The sequence below is a fragment of the Roseovarius sp. MS2 genome, assembly GCF_051447875.1.
GTDB lineage: Bacteria > Pseudomonadota > Alphaproteobacteria > Rhodobacterales > Rhodobacteraceae > Roseovarius > Roseovarius mucosus_A.
In genome coordinates this window covers 2195112-2214533 of the sequence record NZ_JBKHVF010000001.1, presented here as the reverse complement: position 1 = coordinate 2214533, position 19422 = coordinate 2195112, and the positions used below count along the sequence as shown (strand labels likewise).

Here is a 19422-nt window from a genome sequence, read left to right as displayed (position 1 = left end):
ACATTGGCGCGGGGTCCCGCGTCTAAATAGGGCCGAAAGTAGGGTGATCGGCACAACTAAAGTCGGAAAATCCGGGACTCAGAGGCCTTTTTCTCGCGCCATCAAGGCCGCTTCGACCCGGTTGCGCACATGCAGCTTCTGTAGAATGTAGCTCATGTAGTGCTTGACCGTGGCCTCGCGCAAACCAAGCTCGTCGCCGATTTCCCGATTGGAGGCCCCGCGCGCCACAAGACGGAGGATCTGTTCTTCGCGATGCGTCAGATCCGATATTGGATCAGCGCTGCGCGTGCCCCGGGTCTTTCCCGCCCCCATGGCCGAAAGCACCTTACCCGCAAGTCCGGGCGAGATGAAACTTCCACCTGCGTATACGCTGCGCAACGCTTCGATCAGAGTTTCAACCGCGACCCCCTTGAGAACATAGCCAGAGGCCCCCGCTTTGAGCGCCCTCAGCAGATCGTCATCCTGCTCAGACACAGTCAGCATGACAATACGAACGGTCGGAAATTGCTCGGATATCCGTTCTGCCGCCGTCAGACCGTTACCCGGCATGGAAATATCAAGCAGTGCGAGGTCAGGCAGCACTTGCCCCGTCGCCGTGACCGCTTCATCTGCGCCTGTACACTCTGCCAAGACATCAAACCCGCCATCCTCTTGAAGAGAGCGGATTACACCGCCGCGAAACAACGGGTGATCGTCGGCAATGACGATCCGAATACGCTCTGTCATCGCGCGCTCTTTTCGATCTGTAGACGCATCGTCAACCGCGTGCCCCGGCCCGGCCCTGTATCGACATCAAAAATACCCCCAACACTCTGAACACGCTCGCGCAACCCGGCAAGACCGATGCGACCTTTGTCGAAATTGGCCTTTGGATCAAAACCCGGACCCCGGTCACTGACCGAAACGACAAGACAACCGCCCTGCATCGCAAACTCGACCTTTTGACCAACGCCACCCGCGTGGCGCCACGCATTCATCAGGCCCTCTTGTACGAAACGAAAGATGCAAATGAGCTGTGGCAGGCCGGGACGCAGGTTGTCGCCATCCTTGCCATTGCTGTCGAGGATGACTTCGGTTTGTGTGCGTTCTGCATGCGCATCGGCGGCTCTCCGGATCGTCTCCAGAATGGTTGCGCCTTCCAGCTTGGGCAGCACCAGCCCGCGCGCCAATCCACGGATATCCGCCAAAGCCTCTTCCAGCGCGTGCAAGATGAGGTCCGCCTCCTCGGGGCCCCCGGATTTGCGCCATGCGCTGATCCGCATATTGGCAAAGGCGAGCGCCTGCGCGGGCCCGTCATGCAGTTCCGCCCCGATCCGTCTGAGCAACTGTTCGTTAAGCGCCGAGAATTGCTCTGACGCGCTCTGGATGCGCAGGCGCAGCAAATCATTTTGCAGGCCGACCTTGGTGATCTGCCTCAAACGTTGCTGCAATTCCGACCGCTGGAACTCGATCGTGCGGCTGCCCGCACGCACGATGCCGAACAAGGTTACAAAGGTCAGACCGGCCACTGCCGCAACAACAGCCCAGGCTGTCCAGCGGGCAACGCGCAGGTCTTCATGGAGTTCGCTGGCATCTTGATAGAATTCGGCGACGGCAATGATCTCTCCGGTCCGGATCGAATGGATAGGATTGTACACTTCCAGTAGCGGTAGACCAAACGCCCGCTCCCCTCTGGATTCGTCGTGATCAAGGTCGTCAAATCCTGCAATGATATCCCCTTGCCATGCCTGCAACAGGTCGTCATGCGCCTTGAATGTCTGACCGATCATCGCGCCATCGCTGGCATAGGCCACATGCCCGCCTTCCTTCCATATCTTGACCGAGAGAATCCTTTCGCGCGTTGCCGGCCGCGCAAGAAGCTCCTCAAGCTTGGCGCGCCGCTCGTCGGACAGGGCGTTCCCATCGGCAAGTTCCTGCGAAAGCGGTGCAATCAGGCTTTCCATGTAAACAGCGGCAGAAATCGCAGAGTTGCGCACAACGGCGGTCTCGATGCGCGAGTTCACAAAAGCACCGATCAGCACCATTCCGATCAGGCTGACGATCCCCCCAACAATTGCAAAGCGGCGGTGCAGGGGTAGGTCATGAAACGCAGTCAACAACGGCAACCGAGGCTTGCCAGACTTGTCCTCGGGCCCGGCACCATCAACAGCATAGTCGTTTTCCAAAACTGTCACGGGTTCTCCTGCCACCATGAACGCGGTTTCGTGCCTTGGATATCACGCCCTCATCAACAAACTCGCTTCTCTCAGGAACTCCGTCTGTTCCCGCAGGATGTGTCAAGCCTGTCGTTGGATTTACGTCATCCTTGCGCTTTGGTCTTCCGACTAAAGTCTGTTTGTTCGCAGCCCTGATCGCAGCATGTCGCATTCTGCCGAATTGCACGCAAAGTCAGGTAACACCTGTGTCTTGCAGGATGCGCGGAATAGCATGTTTCACTTTGAAAAACCCCGCCGTGGCATGGGGCCAGATTGCGCGATCCCAGGCCCGCTGCCATTCTGCCAAAGCAATACCCTGCGCTGAAAGATGGGGACGCGCGGTATCGAGCCAGTCAAAAAGCGGCCCGTGCGTGACATAGGGGGTAACGATCTGCGTTGCCCCTGATGTGACGGCCCAATCCACCAAGGCCTTGGGATGATCGGCACGGGCCATATCAGCCGCAACGCCCAGCCGTTCAGAAGCATCAGCAAGCGCGCCCGCCTCGAACTGATGAACGGCCTCGGACACAGGCAAGGATGAGCGAAGATGACTGCTGCGCAGCGCCACCACCGCGCGGATATCAAGCGCGGAATGATCGAAATCCTCAACCCGGCAGTCTTCATCCGTGATCAAAAGCAAGGTGGGACGTGCGGGTTGTGGTGCCAAGACCGGGCGCAGGGGCTGCACGGGGGGCAGCCCCTCAGGCTCGGTCGCCTCTAGGCCCTCGGTCACCTCGGCAAAATCTGCGGCGCGGGGCGTGAAGCGACCATTGGTAAAGGTGGCGATATTGTCAGCGCGCGCCCGATAGGGCCTGCCTCGCGTATGCAGACCCGCGACCCATCGCCAACCCAACGTATTTGCGGCGGCATCCCCATCAATCAAATGCCTGTAAAAGTAATCAGCTCCCAGACGCCAAGGCAGCCCAAGCGTGAATATCCAGATCGAGGCGAACCACATCCGCGCATGATTGTGCAAATACCCGGTCTCAACCAGTTCCGCAGCCCAGGCATCGAAACAGGCAAGCCCAGTTTGCCCGTCGGTCGCCCGCGCCACTTCGCGGCGCAGACGACGGTCATTGTCGAGCGCCGCCAGATCCCTTTCAAGCCCCTGCACATAACTGACCCAAACCTGCGGTCTGCGCTCTAACCAGCCTTTGAAATAGCCGCGCCAGATCACCTCCTGCACGAACTTTTCGGATTGCTCGGGACCATGCGCCGCAAGCGCAGTTGCCACAACATCAGACTCAAGCACCAGCCGCCGCCGGATATAGGGCGACAGCCCGGATACCGCGCTATGCGCCCCCGGCCCATGGTCGGTGTTTCGGCCATTGGCATAGCGCCGCCCCATACGTGGCGCAAACGCGACCAGCTTTGTCATGCCTTCGGCGTGGGTCGCCTTCAATTCAGTCATCGCGGCTCTAGCCTGTCGAAAAAATCTGCAGTCGAGTGCACAGATGACGCGGCGCGCCCAGAATTCAACACGGGCTCTGCACCCGGTGCTGCACGAAATTTTCGGGTCAGTGGAATAATCCCCTTTGTGCCCCGTTTGTCCAGAAGCACATCAGACAGGAGGCACACATGCATCGCCCCACATTCAAGACAATCGTCACCTCGCATCGCGTGGCCTCGTCGTCGGGCACCTTGCCCGCGCGGATCATCAATCCGGCAGGGTTATCTGGCCTTCCTCCATTGGTGGTTCTCCACGGGATTTCGCGTAACGCCGATGAATTGGTCGATCTGTTCGCACCAGTGGCCGAAAAGCGCGGGCGCATCGTGGTCGTGCCGCATTTTTCGGAACCTGACTGGCCGCATTTTCAGCGCCCTTGCCGCGCGGCGCGGCCCGATCAGGCGCTTTTGGCGATGCTGTCGCATCTGACGATGATCGACAATGCCTTTGCCGGTCCGGTCGATCTGTTCGGGCATTCCGGTGGGGCACAACTCGCCCATCGTTTTGCGATGCTCTATCCGCACAGGGTGGGACAGCTCAATCTTGCGGCTGCGGGATGGTATTGCCTGCCTGACACCAGCATGGCCTATCCCTATGGCCTTGGGATCGACGCGGAACCCACAAGCCTGCCTTGGGCACGGCGACATCAGCAGGCCCTCAGCGCCTATCTCCGCCTGTCGGTTCGGGTGTTCATCGGCCTTGAGGATTCCTTGCGCGACGACGCCCTGCGCAAGACCCCTCAACTGGATCGCGTACAGGGTCTGACACGGATTGCGCGGGCGCAGACCTATGTCGCGCATTTCCGCAAGGCTGCGCAGGCCCTTGGGATCACTCCAGACATCAGCCTGACGCATTTGCCCGGCGTTGGCCATGACGTGGCCCAAGCGATCCGCGACGCCGGACTTGCAACCAAAGTGGCTTGGGGCGTCAACACCTCCGGCACATGGCCATCCCTTGCTGTGGCAAGCTGATAACTCTCATTTCCTTGAGGATCACCCCCATGACACATGACATGCTCTCTTCGCTGACAGACGCCAAATGGACATTCTCGACCCGGCGGGTCAATCACACCGATATTGCCGGTCTGGATACCGCATTCGCCGCAGCCCGACCCGGCGACCTGATCTTGGCTCAGGTCGAAAGCCTTGGACAACATCACCGCGTCCAGCTTTCTACGGGGCGCCCGTCCTTGATCTATCCCGGCGATATGGTGGTGCTGGCCTGTGGTGCGCGCTATGCCCCCGATCAATTCGAAGGGCTGGCCGAGATTGACCCGAACGGGGCCGATCTTCTGGCGGGTGGCGGCTGCATCGGCCGGATGGTGTCTCGGAATGAGCGGATCAAGAACGCGACCCGCCTCCTGCCCGTTGGCCGACTGCTCGATGCCACGGGCAAACCTGTGAACCTCAGGCGCTACGCCCTGCCGCCAACGACTGCCGCCAGCGATATTCCCGTGATCTTCGTGCTCGGGACGGCGATGAACTCGGGCAAGACATTGGCCACGGCTCAGCTCTCGTTGGGGCTGCGACGCGCAGGGTACAAGGTGGCCGCACTCAAAGGCACAGGCACCGGCGCCTTTGGCGATTTGAACGAATATGCCGACACAGGCGCACATTGGGTGGCCGATTTCACAGATGCCGGGATGGTCACCACCTACCGCGAACCCCTGGGGCGGATAAAGGCGGGACTCGAGCTTCTGCTTGACCATGCGGCACAACGAGGCTGCCAAATCGCTGTCATGGAAATCGCCGATGGGCTTTTCCAACGGGAAACCGGCGCGCTCATCGCTGACCCTTGGCTGCGCGCGCGTCAGTCGAGCGTGATCTTTGCCTGCGGTGATGCTGTTGCGGCTGCGGGCGGGGTGAGCGAACTGGCCCGTCACGGGCTGCGCCCCGATGCATTGACCGGCATCGTCAGTTGTTCGCCCATGGCTGTGGCCGAGGCAGAGACCGCCACCGGCGTGCCGGTCCTGCGCAAAGGTGATCTGGCCGATCCGGCTGAGGCGAATGTCTTTGCCTTGCGCGCATTTGGTACGGATCGGCGGGCCGCGTAATGGCGTTGCCCCCGCTTCTGGATCGCGGGCGTGGGCGCGGCTTGGCCCTTGTTGCCATGCTCACGCTGATGCAGGGCGTGGCGGCCGGGGCCGCTGCCTTTGCCACCCGTGCACTCTTTGAAACCATGCATGGCGGCGACGCGCTACCGCTTGTCGGCCTGAGCGTCCTTGCAGGGGCTGGGACGATGATCGCCATGACACGCATCGCCGCGCGATATCTGGGCGAAGGCATTGGCCAGGACTATGCCCGACAGATCAGGGCCGCTCTCTTCGAGCACGCGGCGCATATGCCCGCAAGCGCTGTGGCAGAGCGGCGCGCTGGCTATGTGTCGCTCCGTTTCGTCGGCGACATGACCGCCTTTCGGAACTGGTTGGGGCTGGGGTTACCGCGGCTCGTCGCCGGCGCCGTGCTGATCCCGACGATGCTCGTCGTGCTCTGGCTGCTCGACCCGGTGTTTGCCTTGATAGTCGTGCCGGTCTTTGGGATCACGCTGCTGGCGATCACGCTCGGGGGGATGCGATTGATCCCTCTGCACCGCCGCCTGCGGGTGCGCCGGGCGCGGATCGCGGCAGAGATGGCCGAGCGTATGCCATTGGCGCCGCAACTTGATCGCCTAGGCCGCCGGCGCAAGGAACTGGCCCAGCTGGACAAGCGCACAGAGGCGATGATCCGTGCCGCCCTGCGCCACCGCCTCAGTGCCGAAACCCTCAACGCGCTTCCCGATCTTGCGGCGGGAATTGCAGCGGCACTGGTCATCCTGACGGGGCACCGCGCCGGGTTGGGCACGGGCAACATCGCCGCAGCACTGGCTGTGCTTGGGCTTTTGCTGTCGCCCCTGCGCGATCTTGGCGGGGTCTGGAACCACCGCGCTGCCTTTCGTGTCGCCGCGACCAAGGCCCAAGCCGCGCTCTCGCGCCAGAAACGCGATCTCTACCGCACCGGGCAACGCCTGCCCAAAGGGCCTGTCGATGTCACGTTCGAGAATGTGCCTCTGCCGTCGGGGCAGATGTTGAGCCTGCATGCCAAAGGCGGCACCAAAACCTGTCTACCGGTTGGCGAGCTGGATGCGCGGGCTGTTCGCGATATGCTGCTTGGGCTCGATACGCCCTGGGCGGGGCGCATCCTGCTGTCGGGCATCGACCTGCGCGATCTGAGCCGGGGCAGCCTGCGCCGCCACGTCCAGTGTCTCAGCGCTGCGCCAGAGGTTCTGCAAGGATCGTTGCGCCGCGCCCTTTTGATGGGGTGCGACCATCGCCCAGAGGATGCAACGCTCGAGCAACTGGCCCGCGACGTTGGGCTTGGCCCACTGCTCAAGCGTCTTGGAGGGCTGAGCGGAACAGTCCTAGAGGGCGGCAAGAACCTGACCCAGACAGAGCGCTTTGCCCTTGGCCTTGCCCGCATTCGGCTGTTGCCCCCCAAAGTGCTCTTGCTGGGGCTTGAGAGCGATCCGGGCGACTGGATGAGGTTTCCCGTTCATCTGGGGAAAACAGGCGTAACCGTCATCCAGATGGGCAGAGCGCAGCAAGCGGCTCAAGTTGCAGCCTGAGCCCACCCGCACTGGCCGGCCCTGCCCCCAGACCTCAATCAGTGATCGCGGCCCCATCCGAACGCGGATCGGCAGCCGCCTCGATCAACCCGGTCGGATGGAGCACCACAGCCCCGGCATGGCCCGCAAGATCCGAATACGCAGGGATCATCTCAACCTCATGGCCCGCGTCTTGCAGCGCTAAAACCAGCTTCGGATCAAACCGATCCTCAAGCTTCAGCGATGTCGTCTCCTGCCCCCAGGTCTTGCCCAAGAGCCAACGGGGCGCTGTCACCGCCTCTTGCAGGCCCATGCCGAACTGAACATAGCGGGTGAACACGGCGGATTGCGTCTGGGGCTGTCCTTCGCCACCCATCGTGCCATAGGCCATGACCCGCCCGTCGTGCAATTCGGCCATGGCGGGATTAAGCGTGTGGAACGGGCGCTTGCCGGGGGCGAGCTGGTTCGGCCCCGGAGCCAGCGAAAATCCCGCACCCCGGTTCTGAAAGAAGACGCCTGTATCCGTGCAGGTGAGCCCCGAGCCGAATTCCCAAAACACGGACTGAATGAAGCTGACGACCGTGCCGTCGGCGTCGCAGGCCCCCATCCAGATCGTATCGCCCTCTTTCGGCTCATAGGGCCAGGGCAGCGCCTTGGTTCTGTCGATCTGTGCCGCCAGCATATCCAGCGCCGCATCTGTTAGCCATTCCTGCGCCGGTGTCGCCATATGGGTGTGGTCACCCAATTCGGCATTGCGCCGGATGAACGCCTGTTTGGTGGATTCGATCAGCCCGTGAATGTGATCAAAGCCGTCACCCGTCGTCACACCCAGTCGGTCAAAGAGACCAAGGATCATCAGGGATGAAACCCCCTGCGTGGGTGGGATCATGTTGTAGAGCCGCCCCTGAGAGGTCTCCAAACTCAGCGGCGTCACCTGCTCTGCGGCATAGGCGCTGAAATCCTCAGCGCGCAGCGGGCTGCCGTTCTCCTCAAGATAGGCAGCATGGGTGCGGGCCAGAGGGCCATCGTAATAGGCGCGCAGCCCCTCGTCAGAGAGATGGCGCAGGGTTCGGGCAAGGGCCGACTGGCGCAGATGCGCGCCCGCCTCTGGCACCTTGCCACCGATCAGAAAGGTCTCGGCAAAGCCCGGCACGTCGCGCAACCCGTCCAGCTTTTCGGCCGTGGTGCGCGATTGATTGCCGGTTACGGCGATGCCGCGCTCGGCATAGGCAATCGCAGGCGCCAAGAGACGCGAGAGCGGCAACTTTGTGCCCTGCACGTCAAGCGCCGCCTCCCAGCCGCCGATTGTGCCGGGAACCGTCAGCGCAGCCAGACCGCCCCGCGTGGGAATTGCCTTATGATGCCCACGCGCCGCATACCACTCTGGCGTCGCCAGCCCCGCCGCCTGCCCGCCCGCAAAGATGCCGACAGGTGGCTTTCCCGGTTGCTTGATCAGCCAGAAGCCATCCCCGCCAATGCCGTTCATATGCGGATAGACCACCGCAATCGTCGCCGCAGCAGCGACCATCGCCTCTATCGCTGTGCCACCGTCGCGCAGCACATCCCGTCCCGCCAATGCGGCGGCCCGGTGGGGCGCGGACACCGCGCCGTTATATCCCAAGGCAGCATGAAGCATGGTTCACCATCCGATTGCTTGGGGCAGCCATGTGGCCAGCCCCGGTGAAAAATAGACAAGGCTGAGCGCAGCAAGCTGAAGGCCAATGAAGGGCAAAACCCCTTTGTAGATGTCCGACGTCGTGACTTCGGGCGGGGCGACCCCCTTGAGAAAGAACAGCGCCCAGCCAAAGGGTGGCGTGAGAAACGAGGTTTGCAGGTTCATCGCCACCAGAATGGCGATCCATGTCAGATCCGCGCCAGATTGCATGAAAATCGGCAAAAAGAGCGGCAAGGCGATATAGGAAATCTCGATCCATTCGAGAAAGAAGCCCAGCACGAAGAGCAAGAGCATCAGGAAAAAGATCTGGCCGTCCAGCCCCCCGGAACGCTGGAGAACGCCGATTGCACCAGATGTTCGCCGCCAAGCCCGCGAAAGGCCAACCCGAACGGCTGTGCGAAAATCAGGATCAGGAACACCATGGCCGAGGTCACAAAGGCCGCGCGCACTGCGTCGCGCAGGATCGAGAGATTAAGCCGCCCCGCCAGTGCCGCCAGCACGATAGAGCCGAACGCGCCCATGGAGGCGGCTTCGGTCGGGGCTGCGACACCGCCGATAATCGAGCCCAAGACCAGCACGATCAACGCAATAGGTGGAAACACGACCTTGAGCAATTTGCCTGCCAGTTCACCGCGCAGCATCGCGGCCCGCTCTTCCAGAGGGATGGCGGGCATGGTCTTGGGCGAGAGAAACCCGAGGATGAGCACGTAGCCCACAAACAGCCCCGCCAGCATCAGCCCCGGAAAGAGCGCCGCCGCAAAGAGCGTGCCCACGGATTGCCCCATGATGTCGGCCAGCAGGATCAGAACCAGACTGGGCGGAATGATCTGCCCCAGTGTGCCCGAGGCACAGATCACGCCTGCGGCCACGCTGGCGCTGTAACCGCGCTTGATCACCGGGCCAAGGGCGATCAGCCCCATCGTGACCACTGTCGCGCCAACCACGCCAGAAGCCGCCCCCATCAAGACGCCCACAAGGATAATGGCCAGAGCCATACCCCCGCGCAGCCCGCCCATGGCAAAGCCTATGACCTCCAACAGGTCTTCGGCTATTCGGGATTTTTCAAGCATGATCCCCATGAAGATGAAAAGGGGCAGTGCCAGAAGTGTATAATTGGTGATCACCCCAAAGATGCGCGCGGGCATCAGCGTGAAGAGCATGGAGCCAAAGCCCATGTAACCAAATACAAACCCCGTCACGCCAAGACACACGGCAACCGGCATGCCGATCAGCAACAGAATGAAGAACGCCCCGATCATGCAGAGCGCGAGAATTTCAGTGTAGGGCATTGGACGTGCCTATTCCTGTCTTTCTGGGAGAGGGGTCATCAGCTTGAGCGCGGCGTGGCCGGTCATCGCGACCGCCTGCAAAGCCAAGAGCAAAAAGGCCACGGGCATCGCTGCTTTGAGCAAGTAGCGGTAGCCAAGGCCGCCGGGATCTGGAGAGCCTTCGTTGATCGCGTAGCTTGATTGCACATACGCAATGCAGAGCCAGGCAATGAGAAGCGCAACCACACAAAGCGCAATGTTGGACACGAGATCGACCAGTGCTTGCGTCTTGGGGCGCATCGACCCATAGAAAATATCGACCCGCACCTCGCCCCCCTGATTGAGACCGTAAGACATGCCAAAAAGCGCGCTCACCGCCATGATGTGCCACTCGGCCTCTTGCAAGCCGACGGTGCCATAGGAAAAGAGGTAGCGCGCCAGCACGTTGAACGCGACGACAAGCACCAGCGCCAACGCGCTCCATGCTGCCACATGCCCGATCACACGGACGAGGCCAGAGGCCCCGTCCGTCACGCGTTTGATCCCCGCCTGCATCACAAAGCGTAAAGCGGCTTTTCGGACACCGAGGCCCAGCTGTCATGCTCGGCCTTGAACGCCATAAAGGCGTCATGCACCTTTTTGGTCGCCGGATCAGCGGCAGCGCCTTCTTCGAGGACTTTTTGCGTCACCGCCTTCAACTCGTCCACCACGTCCTGAGGCAGGGTATTGGCGATCACGCCTTCATTCTCGACCAGGTCCTTGAGAGCTGCGGCGTTATTCGCCTCGCACCATGTGTGGCTTTCAAGGTTGCAGGCCATGGCTGCGGTAGAGACAATCGCCTGAAGATCGGCGGGCAGCGTGTCCCAAGCGGCCTTGTTGATCAAAAGTTCGGTGACGTTCGAAGGTTCATGCCAGCCGGTCGTGTAGTAGTATTTGGCCGCATCATGCAGCCCGAGGCGACGATCCTGATAGGGCCCGACAAATTCCGCCGCATCAATCACGCCGCGTTCCAGCGCCGGGAAAATCTCGCCGCCCGGCAAGAGTTTCACATCGACACCCAAGGCCGCATAAACCTTGCCGGCAAGACCGGGGATACGCATCTTGAGGTCTTTGAAATCAGCAATGCTCTCGATCGGCTCACGGAACCAGCCGGTCATCTGCACGCCGGTATTGCCCATTGGCAGCGCCTTGAGGCCAAGCGGCTCATAAAGCTCATCCCAAAGCGCCATACCGCCCCCGTGATAGAGCCACGCCGTCATGCCCTGAAAGTTCATGCCAAAGGGAACAGTCGTGAAATACTGCGCCGCAGGCAGTTTACCCGCCCAGAAATAGGCGTTTGCGGCATTCATTTCGACCGCGCCGCCACGCACGGCATCAAAGCCTTCTAGCGCCGGGATCAGTTCACCGGCGGCAAAATGTTGAATTGTCAGACGCCCACCAGACATCGCCGCAACCTTGTCGCAGAAATCCTTGGGGCTTCCCGGGCCCTCGACATAGAACGGGGAACCGGGGCCATAAGCGTTGGTCATTTTCCAAGCAAAACTGGTCTGAGCCCGCGCAATGCTCGGCGCGGCCAGAGGGGCGACGGCCGTAGCCGCCAGAAACTTGCGTCTGTCCATTGTCCTGTCCTTTTCCATCGGTGGCAGATGGGCAGACCATGTCGTTCCACAGGCCAGAAACCAGATTCCACAGCGCAGAAATCACCACACGATTGCATTTTGTATGCAATTTTGCCTAATATTGCGGAAGCCTGTCCATTTTTTGAGCGGGATAATAAGGCGAGAGCATTCGACTCTGGCACAGGACCCCTTAGCAATCGCAAACTGCGGCCGTAGAGGCGAGCGGTTGGCTGCACAGCTTCTATTCTAAACGGAGGCGCTGGCCTTTAGGCAAACAGGCGTCCGATCCCGACGCGTCTTAGGTTTTCCGCAGCATCCCGCGACAGAAACAACGCCTCAAGCCCACGCTGTCGGGCAAATTCCGCCCCGGCCTCTGGCCCCAGCACCATCAACGCCGTCGCCCAAGCATCGGCTGCGGCACAGCTCTGCGCCACAACGCTGACAGAGGCAGGCGAGGTGACCAGAGGCGCGCCGCGCTTTGGGTCCATGGTGTGCGACAAACGTCGCCCCTGCACCTCAACCCAATGGCGATAGTCACCCGAGGTGGCCACGGCGGCATTCTCAAGCGCGAGGAGGGAATGGGGCGTGCGGCATGCTCGATCCGGTGCTTCGACGGCGATAGTCCACGCCTGCCCATCGGGCCGCAGGCCAAACGCGCGCATCTCGCCGTCAATCCCGACAAGACCATCGGCGATCCCATGATCGCGCAAGATCTCGGCCAGACGGTCCACGCCATAGCCCTTGGCGATCCCGTTGAGGTCAAGAGCGATGGGCGCGCGCTTGCGGGCATTTGTCGCGTCAAGGGCCAGCACCTCATACGCCGGGTGTCGTTGAGCGGCCATCGCCGCGCGAATGCCCGCAGGCACCGCTGCCGCCGGACCAAACCCCCAAGCCTTCACCGCATCGCCCATGCCAATATCAAAGGCCCCACCTGAGGCGCGTCCGATCTCAAGACCAAGGCGCAACACCTCTGTCAGCCGCGCGGGAACCGCCACCCATTGGTCCACCGGTGCTGCGTTGAGACGCATAAGGTCACTGCCCGCCTTCCAGGTAGACATCTGGGCATCCACCTCATCGACTGCCGCTTGCAGCGCAATCTGAATTGCGCCCGCGTCAAAACCGGGATCCGTAAAGAAAAGCGCTGACCACCGTGTGCCCATGGTCGGCCCATTAAGCGCTCTGCGCGCACCGTCAGTAGACATCTTCGACATATCGCCCCTCCGCCTTGAGACCCGCAGGCGTAAGCCCGGTCGGGGCCAAAATATCGGCCAACGCATCCGCGACGCCCGCCGCCATATCGCGCCCGCCGCAGACCATGACGCGGGCACCATCGCGAATGAGCTGCACAACCTCGGTCGCATCTTCCCGCAGTGCGTCTTGTACATAGCGGGGCCGCGCCCTGCGCGAGACCGCCGTGACCAATCGCGTCAGACGCTGCTGCGTCAACCAAAGAGACATCTCATCGCCATAGAGAAAATCGCTATCGGGATGGCGCAGACCAAAAAAGAGGTGAATAGGCCGGTGGCGCGCATTGCCCCGCACAAAACCTGCCAGCGGGCCGATGCCAGTTCCGGCCCCAATCAGAATGAGCGGCACACGGTCTTGTCCGACATGAAAGCCCGGATTGGAACGCAGGAATGCGCGCACCCTGTCGCCCGGCTCCAGCGCCGCAAGCTGACCCGAACAAAGGCCGCCGGGGTGTTTCTTGACAACAATCTCAAGAAATCCGTCGCGCCGCGCAGAGGCGAGTGAGTAGAGCCGCGGCAGGGTGCTGCCCTCGGGCAGGATGCCGATCAGGTCACCCGCCACGAACCGGGCAAAGCCCCCACCGATCACGCGTTGCCAGAGCGAGACGCGCGGCAGGGCAAAGCGCAGGATGGCAGTTGGGGCCTGCACCTCGGCACCATAGTCCCGACGCAAAACGAGAGTCAGCGTTTCAGTTCGCGGCGGCACGGATTGGTGGAAGAGGTCGAGCGCAATCCCCAAAGCCTCGCCAAGCGCGCGGCCCCAGCGGGCAAAATCCTGCGGCGACTGGCGATTGACCGTATCGAACGGCACCAATTGGGGCCAGCCCTGTGCATCGGCCACCGCCGCGACCTCTTCCGCAAAGGCACAATAGGCTGGAAAGCTGCGGTCGCCAAAGCCAACCACGGCGAGCGGGATACGGGGCGCAGTGTTGTGCGCGCGCAGCCGCGCGAGAAACCCGGTGGCAGAGGCGGGGGCCGCGCCATCGCCATAGGTCGCCGCAAGCAGGATGATCCTTTGGGCCGCAGCATAGCGCTCTGGCGCAAAAGCTGACATCGGGCCGATATGAACGCGCTGACCGGCGTTTGTAAGTGCAGCATGAAGTGTAGCGGCGAACCCCCAAGTGCTGCCCCCCTCGCTGCCAACCAAGACGATCGTATCGGCGCGCGACATGGGCTGATTGCCCCGTATACGAGGCCGCCCGCGGCGCCCTGCAAGCCAGACCCACAGCCCCGTCACGCCCAGTGCTGGCACCCCAAGGGTCAAGAGACCAAGGATCAGCCCCAGCCCGGCCGCACCCCGTCCCGTGTGCAGCATGATCATTATTTCCGATAGACGCGCCCACCCGGTCAGGTTCTCCCAGCCAAGAAGCGCGCCAGTGCCCTGATCGAGATAGCCCATGCCGTGATCCGTCCGGAGCGTATAGACATCCGTCGCATCACCCGGAAAGGGAAAGCTTAGTTCGCGCAGCGTAGTGACCGGTGTCTGGCCCAAGACCGGGATGTGGGCCAATGCAAACCCCATCTCGCCGCTCACCTCTGCTGGCATGGCCAGTGCGGGGCCGCTGTCCGGAACCAGAGCAAACGTCGAGGCCGTCATCCAGAGGGCCGTGCCGGATGACAAGACAAGGCCGGTGACGGCGATGCGCGCGATTTCAACATGAAGACGATTGGCGCGCGGCCCGTGCAAGCGCGCGAACCAGCGCCGCCAGCCCCCTACCCGCCGCACAACCAACACCACGCCCGAGAGCGCCAGAACCAGCATCGCCACCGCCCCCATCGCCATGGTGATGCGCCCCGCATCCCCAAGGAAGAGCGAGCGATGGAGGTTGGTCAGCCACCGCAACACCGGGTTGGGATCGGCCAAGGCCACGCCCTGCCCGGTTGCAGGATCGATCACAGCGGCACCGGGTATGCCCTGATCGAACCAATAGGCCGTAATCCGCCCCGAAGGTGCGCGCCGGATTTGCTCGACACCCGGATAGGCCGCTTGAATGCGATCCGCCAGAACGGCGACTGTCAGCCCGACCTCTGCCTGAGGCGCGGTCAGGCGCTCCGCCGCAGGAAAGACTGACAGCGCCGCGCCGCTCAGGGACAAGATACAAAGAAGCGCTAGGGCCAAGATGCCCGGCCAGCGGTGGGTTGCGCGGATCATGGCCCCTCTCCTCACATATCGTAGGCAAAGCTGGCCACGTAGCGACGGCCACGCACCGGCGTGCCCGCGCCTGTCGTTGTCAGGGGCACGGCCACCTCATTGGGGCTATCGCGCATGTCCTCGACGGCGGCATCGACGTGAAGCGTGTAGCCCGCATCAAAAAGCGCATCCGCCATATCAAGCGTGATTTCGAGCGTGCGGCCCGCTCCGACGCTGGCACCGGTTATGCCGTTGACCTGCGCGGTGTCGCCACCCGTGGCGCGATACCAATCGCTCAAATGCTCGTAATATTTGGATTTTCCGCCTGCCATCCACAGGCTGCCAGCATAGGCCCCTGACGCATCAGTGACGTAGAGCACCAGATATGCGCCGTCTCCGCCATAGGTGCTTAGCGTCGTCGTCAGTGTCACCGGACGGGCCATGGCAAATCCGGGAAGTGTCAGCGCGGCGGCAAGAGCGAGCGTTGCGAGGTTCGATTTCATCCGTAAATTCCTTGTATTGGAGGGGTGGTGTTCCACCTGCGGCGCAGCTGTCTTCGCCGCGCCGCGGAAGGGATCAATTGACCTTGACTTGCGGCAGGGTGCCGGTGCCAAAGAGACCGTTCTGAGGTGGCGCGACTGTGCTGGCGGGGGCAGGATTGCGGGCACCACCGCGATCATCCTCTTCGTCTTCGTCCTCATCATCTTCGTCGTCATCACGGTCATCGTCGTCATCACGGTCATCGTCGTCATCACGATCATCATCATCGCTCACGCGCAGGAGCGGCAGCGCTTGCGATCCTTCCTCAAAAAGCGCGACGCGCGGCCAAAGGCCCTCGCCCTCAGGTGCGCGCATCGCACTCCAAGCCGGGACGCCAATCGCGGCAGTGAGCGCGGTCGAGGCGACAAGAAATATCAGGGTCTTTTTCATGGCAGGGTCTCCTTTTGTCTGCTGCGCCCAATCTTGCGCACCGACCTGAGGCCACCCTGACAGCGCAGAGATTTCCGCTTCAGCTTGGCGTCAGCAAGAAAATGGCCCCGCCGGTGACAGCGGGGCCTTATGCAAACGCAGCGGCAGCCAGCGATTGTGTTTCGTGAGTCTTACGCGACATCCCCCGTCTCAGGTGCGCGCTTGTCCCCCGTGACCATGGCCCGAACAAGGTTTTCGCGGTGCCGGACAGAGGCCAGCACGACCCCTCCCACGTGCAGCGCCGCAAACACGAGCATCAGGTTGGCCAGCGTTTCATGGACCTCTTCCAGCAGGTCCTCTGCCCCGCCATCGTAAGCGCCATCGTCATCCGCCCAGGCGGGTGCCACAATCTGCGGCATATCGGGCAGCAATGCCAAACGGCCCGGTTCTGCCATAAGCCAACCGCTTACAGCCGTGCCTGACAGCGTCACCAGCAGCGCCACCACCATGGCCGCACCGGCCGGGTTATGGCCAAGATAGCGCCGCTCGGTGCCCTGTGCGATATCGCCAAGATAGGACATCGTCGCGCGCGGGCCCTTTATAAACTGGGAAAATCGCGCGTAGCGCCCCCCGACAAGGCCCCAGATAACGCGCAGGACGATCAAGCCAATGACGACATAGCCCACAATTTCATGCAGCCTGTCGAGATCCTCCGCGCTTAGCCATGCCACGGCGAACGTAGTGACAAGGCTCCAATGAAACAGCCGCACGACCGGGTCCCAGACCCTGACCTCTGCGGCACGGCCGATGCCCGCTTGCCCTGCAGCTTGCGGTTTTGCGTCACTCATCGTCCTCGTCCTCATATTCGACCTCGATCACCTCAAGTGTTGCCGGATGGACCGTTACTTCGATCCGTCGGCCCGTCGCATCCCGACCGTCAATCTCGTAGCAACCATCGTCGATCTTGATGCGGCGCACGGTCCATCCCTGCTCTTGGGCCAGTCGGGCCACAGCATCGCGGGGTTGCCAATCGGCCATCGGTACAAAGCAGTCATCATCTGCCAGCGCGGCACCGGCCGGAAACACCGCGAGAAATCCCAGAATTGTCATGGTCTTCTTCATGGGCCAAACTCCTATTTGCGGCTAATGTGACAGCAAAGATGCGCGACAAAGCTGACAGGAGCCTGAAGAGACTTGGCTGTACACGTCAGTTTTGCGTCAGCCTGACCTGCCAAGAACCGGGTCCCGGTAGAAAGGAAAAACACGCATGCGCATCTTGCTGATCGAGGATGACACGGTTCTGGGCGCAGCCGTCCGCGACCAGATCGCGGGCGATGGCCAGTCGGTCGATTGGGTCACGCGCCTAGATGCCGCACATGAGGCACAGCGCAGCGCATCCTATGATTTGATCCTGCTTGACCTCATGCTGCCTGATGGGCGCGGCATCGGCTTTCTCAAAGGCTTGCGCGCGCGGGGCGACGTGACCCCCGTGATCATCCTGACTGCGCTCGACCAGATTTCCGACCGGATCGAAGGGCTCAACGCGGGTGCCGATGACTATCTGGTGAAACCCTTTGATCTGGCAGAGTTATCCGCGCGCATCGGCTCTGTTGCGCGGCGCTATAGCGGCAATCCGAACCCGATCGTTACTCATGGGCTGCTGGACATCGACCTTGCGGCGCGCAACGTGCATCGCGAAGGCAAACCGGTCCATTTGACCGCGCGCGAATGGGCGTTGTTCGAAGCCTTTCTTGCACGGCCCGGTCAGCTCTTGTCCAAAGCGCAGTTGGAAGAAAAGCTCTATACATTCGACGCCGAGGTCGAGAGCAACACGATCGAGGTCCATGTCAGCCGCCTGCGCAAGAAACTGGGCGCAGCCGTTATCGAGACAGAACGCGGCATGGGCTACCGCTTGGGCAAAGCATGAGGTGGCCCGCAAGCCTTCAGGCGCGGCTAGGTCTCACGCTTGGTCTTGTGCTGACGATCTTATGGCTGGCCGCCGCCTCGGTAACGGCCCTGATCGTCCGGGGCGAAATGGATGAAGTGTTCGACAGTGCCCTGCGCGAAACCGCAGAACGCATCCTGCCCCTAGCCGTGACAGACATCATCGGGCGAGAAGACCAAGGCGTGACACAGCGTCTGGCCCCGATCCGCGCACATGACGAGTTCTTTACCTATCTCGTGCGTGATGACGAGGGGCGTGTCTTGCTGCAATCCCATGCCGCCGATGCGGCCATGTTCCCACCTTGGACCGGGGCCGGATTTCACGAAACGGCCAGCCATCGCTTTTATAGTGACGCCGCACTTCAGGACACGATCCGCATCACCGTGGCCGAACCGCTGGAGCATCGCGCCTCTGTCGCGCGGGAAATCCAGATGGGCCTCGGCCTGCCGCTGTTGGTCGTGCTGCCAATTGCCCTTGCCGCCATAATCCTTGCCGTTCGTTTCAGCCTTGCGCCTCTGCGCCGGTTCCGCAGCAAACTTGAAGCGCGCGGCGCGCGGGATCTCTCAGAGGTTCCAGCGGACGACCTGCCCCATGAAATCGCCCCGCTGGCGGCAACCTTGAACGGTTTGCTCTCTAGATTGCGCGACGCGTTCGAGGCCGAACGCAGCTTTGCGGCGAACGCCGCGCATGAGCTGCGGACACCTCTCGCCGGGGCCATCGCGCAGGCGCAACGTCTAAGGGCCGAAACATCAGACCCCGCCACAGAGGCGCGCGCCGCAGAGATTGAGACGACGCTCAAGCGCCTGACGCGGTTTTCCGAACGCCTCATGCAGCTTGCGCGCGCTGAAGGCGGGCAGCTCCGCATGGACCATCGCACCGATCTGAGAGAGGTCGCGCGTCTGGTGGTAGACGATCTGGGGCGCATGGCCACACCGGGGCGCATCACGCTCACCCTACCAGACACTGCCGTTCTGTCGGATATCGACCCGGATGCCTTCGCGATCCTTTGCCGTAACCTTGTGGAAAATGCGCTCCGCCATGGGGCGGCAAGCGGCCCGGTCGATGTGACCCTGACAGCAGTCGGACGGCTGGCGGTGGCCAACGAGGGGCCAGTTCTGCCGCGCGAGACGCTCAACCGCCTGACAGCACGGTTTGAGCGTGCGCACGCAAGCGCGGATGGCAGTGGGCTGGGTCTTGCCATCGTTGCCGCCATCGCAAACCGGATCGGAAGCCCGCTTTGTCTGGAGTCGCCGCGTCCGGGGGCGGCATCCGGGTTCCAAGCGTCTATTGTGCTCCCGACAGAGACTACGGACAGCGAAACGCCGCACATCACCAGTGCTACCTAAGAGCGACTTGGCGCGTCTGTTATGACGTTAGTTGAGATTGGCAGGCCGAAACACAACTGAA

19 protein-coding genes are annotated in these 19422 nt (G+C 62.0%); 5 read left to right on the top strand and 14 right to left on the bottom strand.

Translation table 11 applies throughout. The features are described from left to right. Positions 1-78: 78 nt before the first annotated feature. From ACLGGT_RS10830 to ACLGGT_RS10820, 3 genes are all read right to left on the bottom strand, one after another. Entirely contained in the window at positions 79-726 is a 648-nt protein-coding gene (locus tag ACLGGT_RS10830) for a response regulator (protein WP_437196068.1), read from the bottom strand. After that, positions 723-2174 (bottom strand): sensor histidine kinase, encoded by a 1452-nt coding sequence (locus ACLGGT_RS10825; protein WP_157667308.1) that lies wholly within the window; start codon positions 2172-2174, stop codon positions 723-725. Before ACLGGT_RS10825 ends, ACLGGT_RS10830 begins: the two co-directional genes overlap by 4 nt. A gap of 214 nt (positions 2175-2388) precedes the next feature. Then, positions 2389-3606, bottom strand: a complete 1218-nt coding sequence (locus ACLGGT_RS10820; RefSeq protein WP_437196066.1) for an FAD-binding domain-containing protein — start codon at positions 3604-3606, stop codon at positions 2389-2391. A 167-nt stretch (positions 3607-3773) separates the two neighbouring features. Here ACLGGT_RS10820 and ACLGGT_RS10815 point away from each other — a divergent pair, with 167 nt between their 5' ends. The 3 genes from ACLGGT_RS10815 to ACLGGT_RS10805 are packed head-to-tail and all read left to right on the top strand — an operon-like array spanning position 3774 to position 7242. After that, positions 3774-4613: an alpha/beta fold hydrolase gene (locus ACLGGT_RS10815; RefSeq protein ID WP_437196064.1), complete on the top strand. Its 840-nt coding sequence runs from the start codon at positions 3774-3776 to the stop codon at positions 4611-4613. Between the two features lie 29 nt (positions 4614-4642). Beyond that, complete coding sequence (locus ACLGGT_RS10810) at positions 4643-5695, top strand: hypothetical protein (RefSeq protein WP_437196062.1); 1053 nt, start codon at positions 4643-4645, stop codon at positions 5693-5695. Continuing rightward, positions 5695-7242, top strand: coding sequence for an ABC transporter transmembrane domain-containing protein (locus tag ACLGGT_RS10805; protein ID WP_437196060.1), 1548 nt, complete (start codon positions 5695-5697; stop codon positions 7240-7242). The genes ACLGGT_RS10810 and ACLGGT_RS10805 overlap by 1 nt, the downstream gene beginning before the upstream one ends. Positions 7243-7276: 34 nt before the next feature. Here the strand turns inward: ACLGGT_RS10805 and ACLGGT_RS10800 are convergent, their stop codons facing one another. The 11 genes from ACLGGT_RS10800 to ACLGGT_RS10750 form a co-directional block, all read right to left on the bottom strand. Then, on the bottom strand, positions 7277-8857 hold the full coding sequence (locus ACLGGT_RS10800) for a gamma-glutamyltransferase family protein (RefSeq protein WP_437196058.1): 1581 nt from the start codon (positions 8855-8857) through the stop codon (positions 7277-7279). Positions 8858-8860: 3 nt separating this feature from the next. Further along, complete coding sequence (locus ACLGGT_RS10795; protein ID WP_437196056.1) at positions 8861-9190, bottom strand: TRAP transporter large permease subunit; 330 nt, start codon at positions 9188-9190, stop codon at positions 8861-8863. Then, entirely contained in the window at positions 9190-10185 is a 996-nt protein-coding gene (locus ACLGGT_RS10790; RefSeq protein WP_437196054.1) for a TRAP transporter large permease, read from the bottom strand. The genes ACLGGT_RS10795 and ACLGGT_RS10790 overlap by 1 nt, the downstream gene beginning before the upstream one ends. Before the next feature lie 9 nt (positions 10186-10194). Further along, on the bottom strand, positions 10195-10698 hold the full coding sequence (locus ACLGGT_RS10785) for a TRAP transporter small permease subunit (RefSeq protein WP_254700093.1): 504 nt from the start codon (positions 10696-10698) through the stop codon (positions 10195-10197). 20 nt (positions 10699-10718) lie between these two features. Beyond that, entirely contained in the window at positions 10719-11783 is a 1065-nt protein-coding gene (locus tag ACLGGT_RS10780) for a TRAP transporter substrate-binding protein (RefSeq protein ID WP_081507726.1), read from the bottom strand. 266 nt (positions 11784-12049) lie between these two features. Continuing rightward, positions 12050-12994 (bottom strand): FAD:protein FMN transferase, encoded by a 945-nt coding sequence (locus tag ACLGGT_RS10775; protein WP_437196052.1) that lies wholly within the window; start codon positions 12992-12994, stop codon positions 12050-12052. Beyond that, the gene (locus tag ACLGGT_RS10770; RefSeq protein WP_437196050.1) at positions 12975-15182 is read right to left on the bottom strand and encodes a PepSY domain-containing protein; all 2208 of its coding nucleotides are present in this window, start codon (positions 15180-15182) and stop codon (positions 12975-12977) included. Before ACLGGT_RS10770 ends, ACLGGT_RS10775 begins: the two co-directional genes overlap by 20 nt. An 11-nt stretch (positions 15183-15193) precedes the next feature. Then, positions 15194-15664, bottom strand: a complete 471-nt coding sequence (locus tag ACLGGT_RS10765) for a DUF2271 domain-containing protein (RefSeq protein WP_081507723.1) — start codon at positions 15662-15664, stop codon at positions 15194-15196. Positions 15665-15737: 73 nt separating this feature from the next. Beyond that, a complete protein-coding gene (locus tag ACLGGT_RS10760) occupies positions 15738-16091 on the bottom strand; it encodes a hypothetical protein (protein WP_437196048.1) in 354 nt (117 codons plus the stop codon). 170 nt (positions 16092-16261) lie between these two features. Beyond that, positions 16262-16918 (bottom strand): cytochrome b/b6 domain-containing protein, encoded by a 657-nt coding sequence (locus tag ACLGGT_RS10755; protein ID WP_437196046.1) that lies wholly within the window; start codon positions 16916-16918, stop codon positions 16262-16264. Beyond that, a complete protein-coding gene (locus ACLGGT_RS10750) occupies positions 16911-17192 on the bottom strand; it encodes a PepSY domain-containing protein (RefSeq protein ID WP_437196045.1) in 282 nt (93 codons plus the stop codon). Before ACLGGT_RS10750 ends, ACLGGT_RS10755 begins: the two co-directional genes overlap by 8 nt. 145 nt (positions 17193-17337) lie before the next feature. Here ACLGGT_RS10750 and ACLGGT_RS10745 point away from each other — a divergent pair, with 145 nt between their 5' ends. Both ACLGGT_RS10745 and ACLGGT_RS10740 read left to right on the top strand, forming a co-directional pair. Further along, complete coding sequence (locus tag ACLGGT_RS10745; RefSeq protein WP_151978300.1) at positions 17338-17997, top strand: response regulator transcription factor; 660 nt, start codon at positions 17338-17340, stop codon at positions 17995-17997. Beyond that, positions 17994-19361, top strand: a complete 1368-nt coding sequence (locus ACLGGT_RS10740; protein WP_437196044.1) for a sensor histidine kinase — start codon at positions 17994-17996, stop codon at positions 19359-19361. The genes ACLGGT_RS10745 and ACLGGT_RS10740 overlap by 4 nt, the downstream gene beginning before the upstream one ends. Positions 19362-19422 lie beyond the last annotated feature (61 nt).

Bases quoted from the DNA above. Each gene is read 5' to 3' on its own strand.
- ACLGGT_RS10830 (WP_437196068.1), bottom strand. From the start codon at position 726: ATGACAGAGCGTATTCGGATCGTCATTGCCGACGATCACCCGTTGTTT.
- ACLGGT_RS10820 (WP_437196066.1), bottom strand. From the start codon at position 3,606: ATGACTGAATTGAAGGCGACCCACGCCGAAGGCATGACAAAGCTGGTC.
- ACLGGT_RS10815 (WP_437196064.1), top strand. From the start codon at position 3,774: ATGCATCGCCCCACATTCAAGACAATCGTCACCTCGCATCGCGTGGCC.
- ACLGGT_RS10810 (WP_437196062.1), top strand. From the start codon at position 4,643: ATGACACATGACATGCTCTCTTCGCTGACAGACGCCAAATGGACATTC.
- ACLGGT_RS10805 (WP_437196060.1), top strand. From the start codon at position 5,695: ATGGCGTTGCCCCCGCTTCTGGATCGCGGGCGTGGGCGCGGCTTGGCC.
- ACLGGT_RS10800 (WP_437196058.1), bottom strand. From the start codon at position 8,857: ATGCTTCATGCTGCCTTGGGATATAACGGCGCGGTGTCCGCGCCCCAC.
- ACLGGT_RS10795 (WP_437196056.1), bottom strand. From the start codon at position 9,190: ATGCTCTTGCTCTTCGTGCTGGGCTTCTTTCTCGAATGGATCGAGATT.
- ACLGGT_RS10790 (WP_437196054.1), bottom strand. From the start codon at position 10,185: ATGCCCTACACTGAAATTCTCGCGCTCTGCATGATCGGGGCGTTCTTC.
- ACLGGT_RS10780 (WP_081507726.1), bottom strand. From the start codon at position 11,783: ATGGACAGACGCAAGTTTCTGGCGGCTACGGCCGTCGCCCCTCTGGCC.
- ACLGGT_RS10775 (WP_437196052.1), bottom strand. From the start codon at position 12,994: ATGTCGAAGATGTCTACTGACGGTGCGCGCAGAGCGCTTAATGGGCCG.
- ACLGGT_RS10770 (WP_437196050.1), bottom strand. From the start codon at position 15,182: ATGATCCGCGCAACCCACCGCTGGCCGGGCATCTTGGCCCTAGCGCTT.
- ACLGGT_RS10765 (WP_081507723.1), bottom strand. From the start codon at position 15,664: ATGAAATCGAACCTCGCAACGCTCGCTCTTGCCGCCGCGCTGACACTT.
- ACLGGT_RS10760 (WP_437196048.1), bottom strand. From the start codon at position 16,091: ATGAAAAAGACCCTGATATTTCTTGTCGCCTCGACCGCGCTCACTGCC.
- ACLGGT_RS10755 (WP_437196046.1), bottom strand. From the start codon at position 16,918: ATGAGTGACGCAAAACCGCAAGCTGCAGGGCAAGCGGGCATCGGCCGT.
- ACLGGT_RS10750 (WP_437196045.1), bottom strand. From the start codon at position 17,192: ATGAAGAAGACCATGACAATTCTGGGATTTCTCGCGGTGTTTCCGGCC.
- ACLGGT_RS10745 (WP_151978300.1), top strand. From the start codon at position 17,338: ATGCGCATCTTGCTGATCGAGGATGACACGGTTCTGGGCGCAGCCGTC.
- ACLGGT_RS10740 (WP_437196044.1), top strand. From the start codon at position 17,994: ATGAGGTGGCCCGCAAGCCTTCAGGCGCGGCTAGGTCTCACGCTTGGT.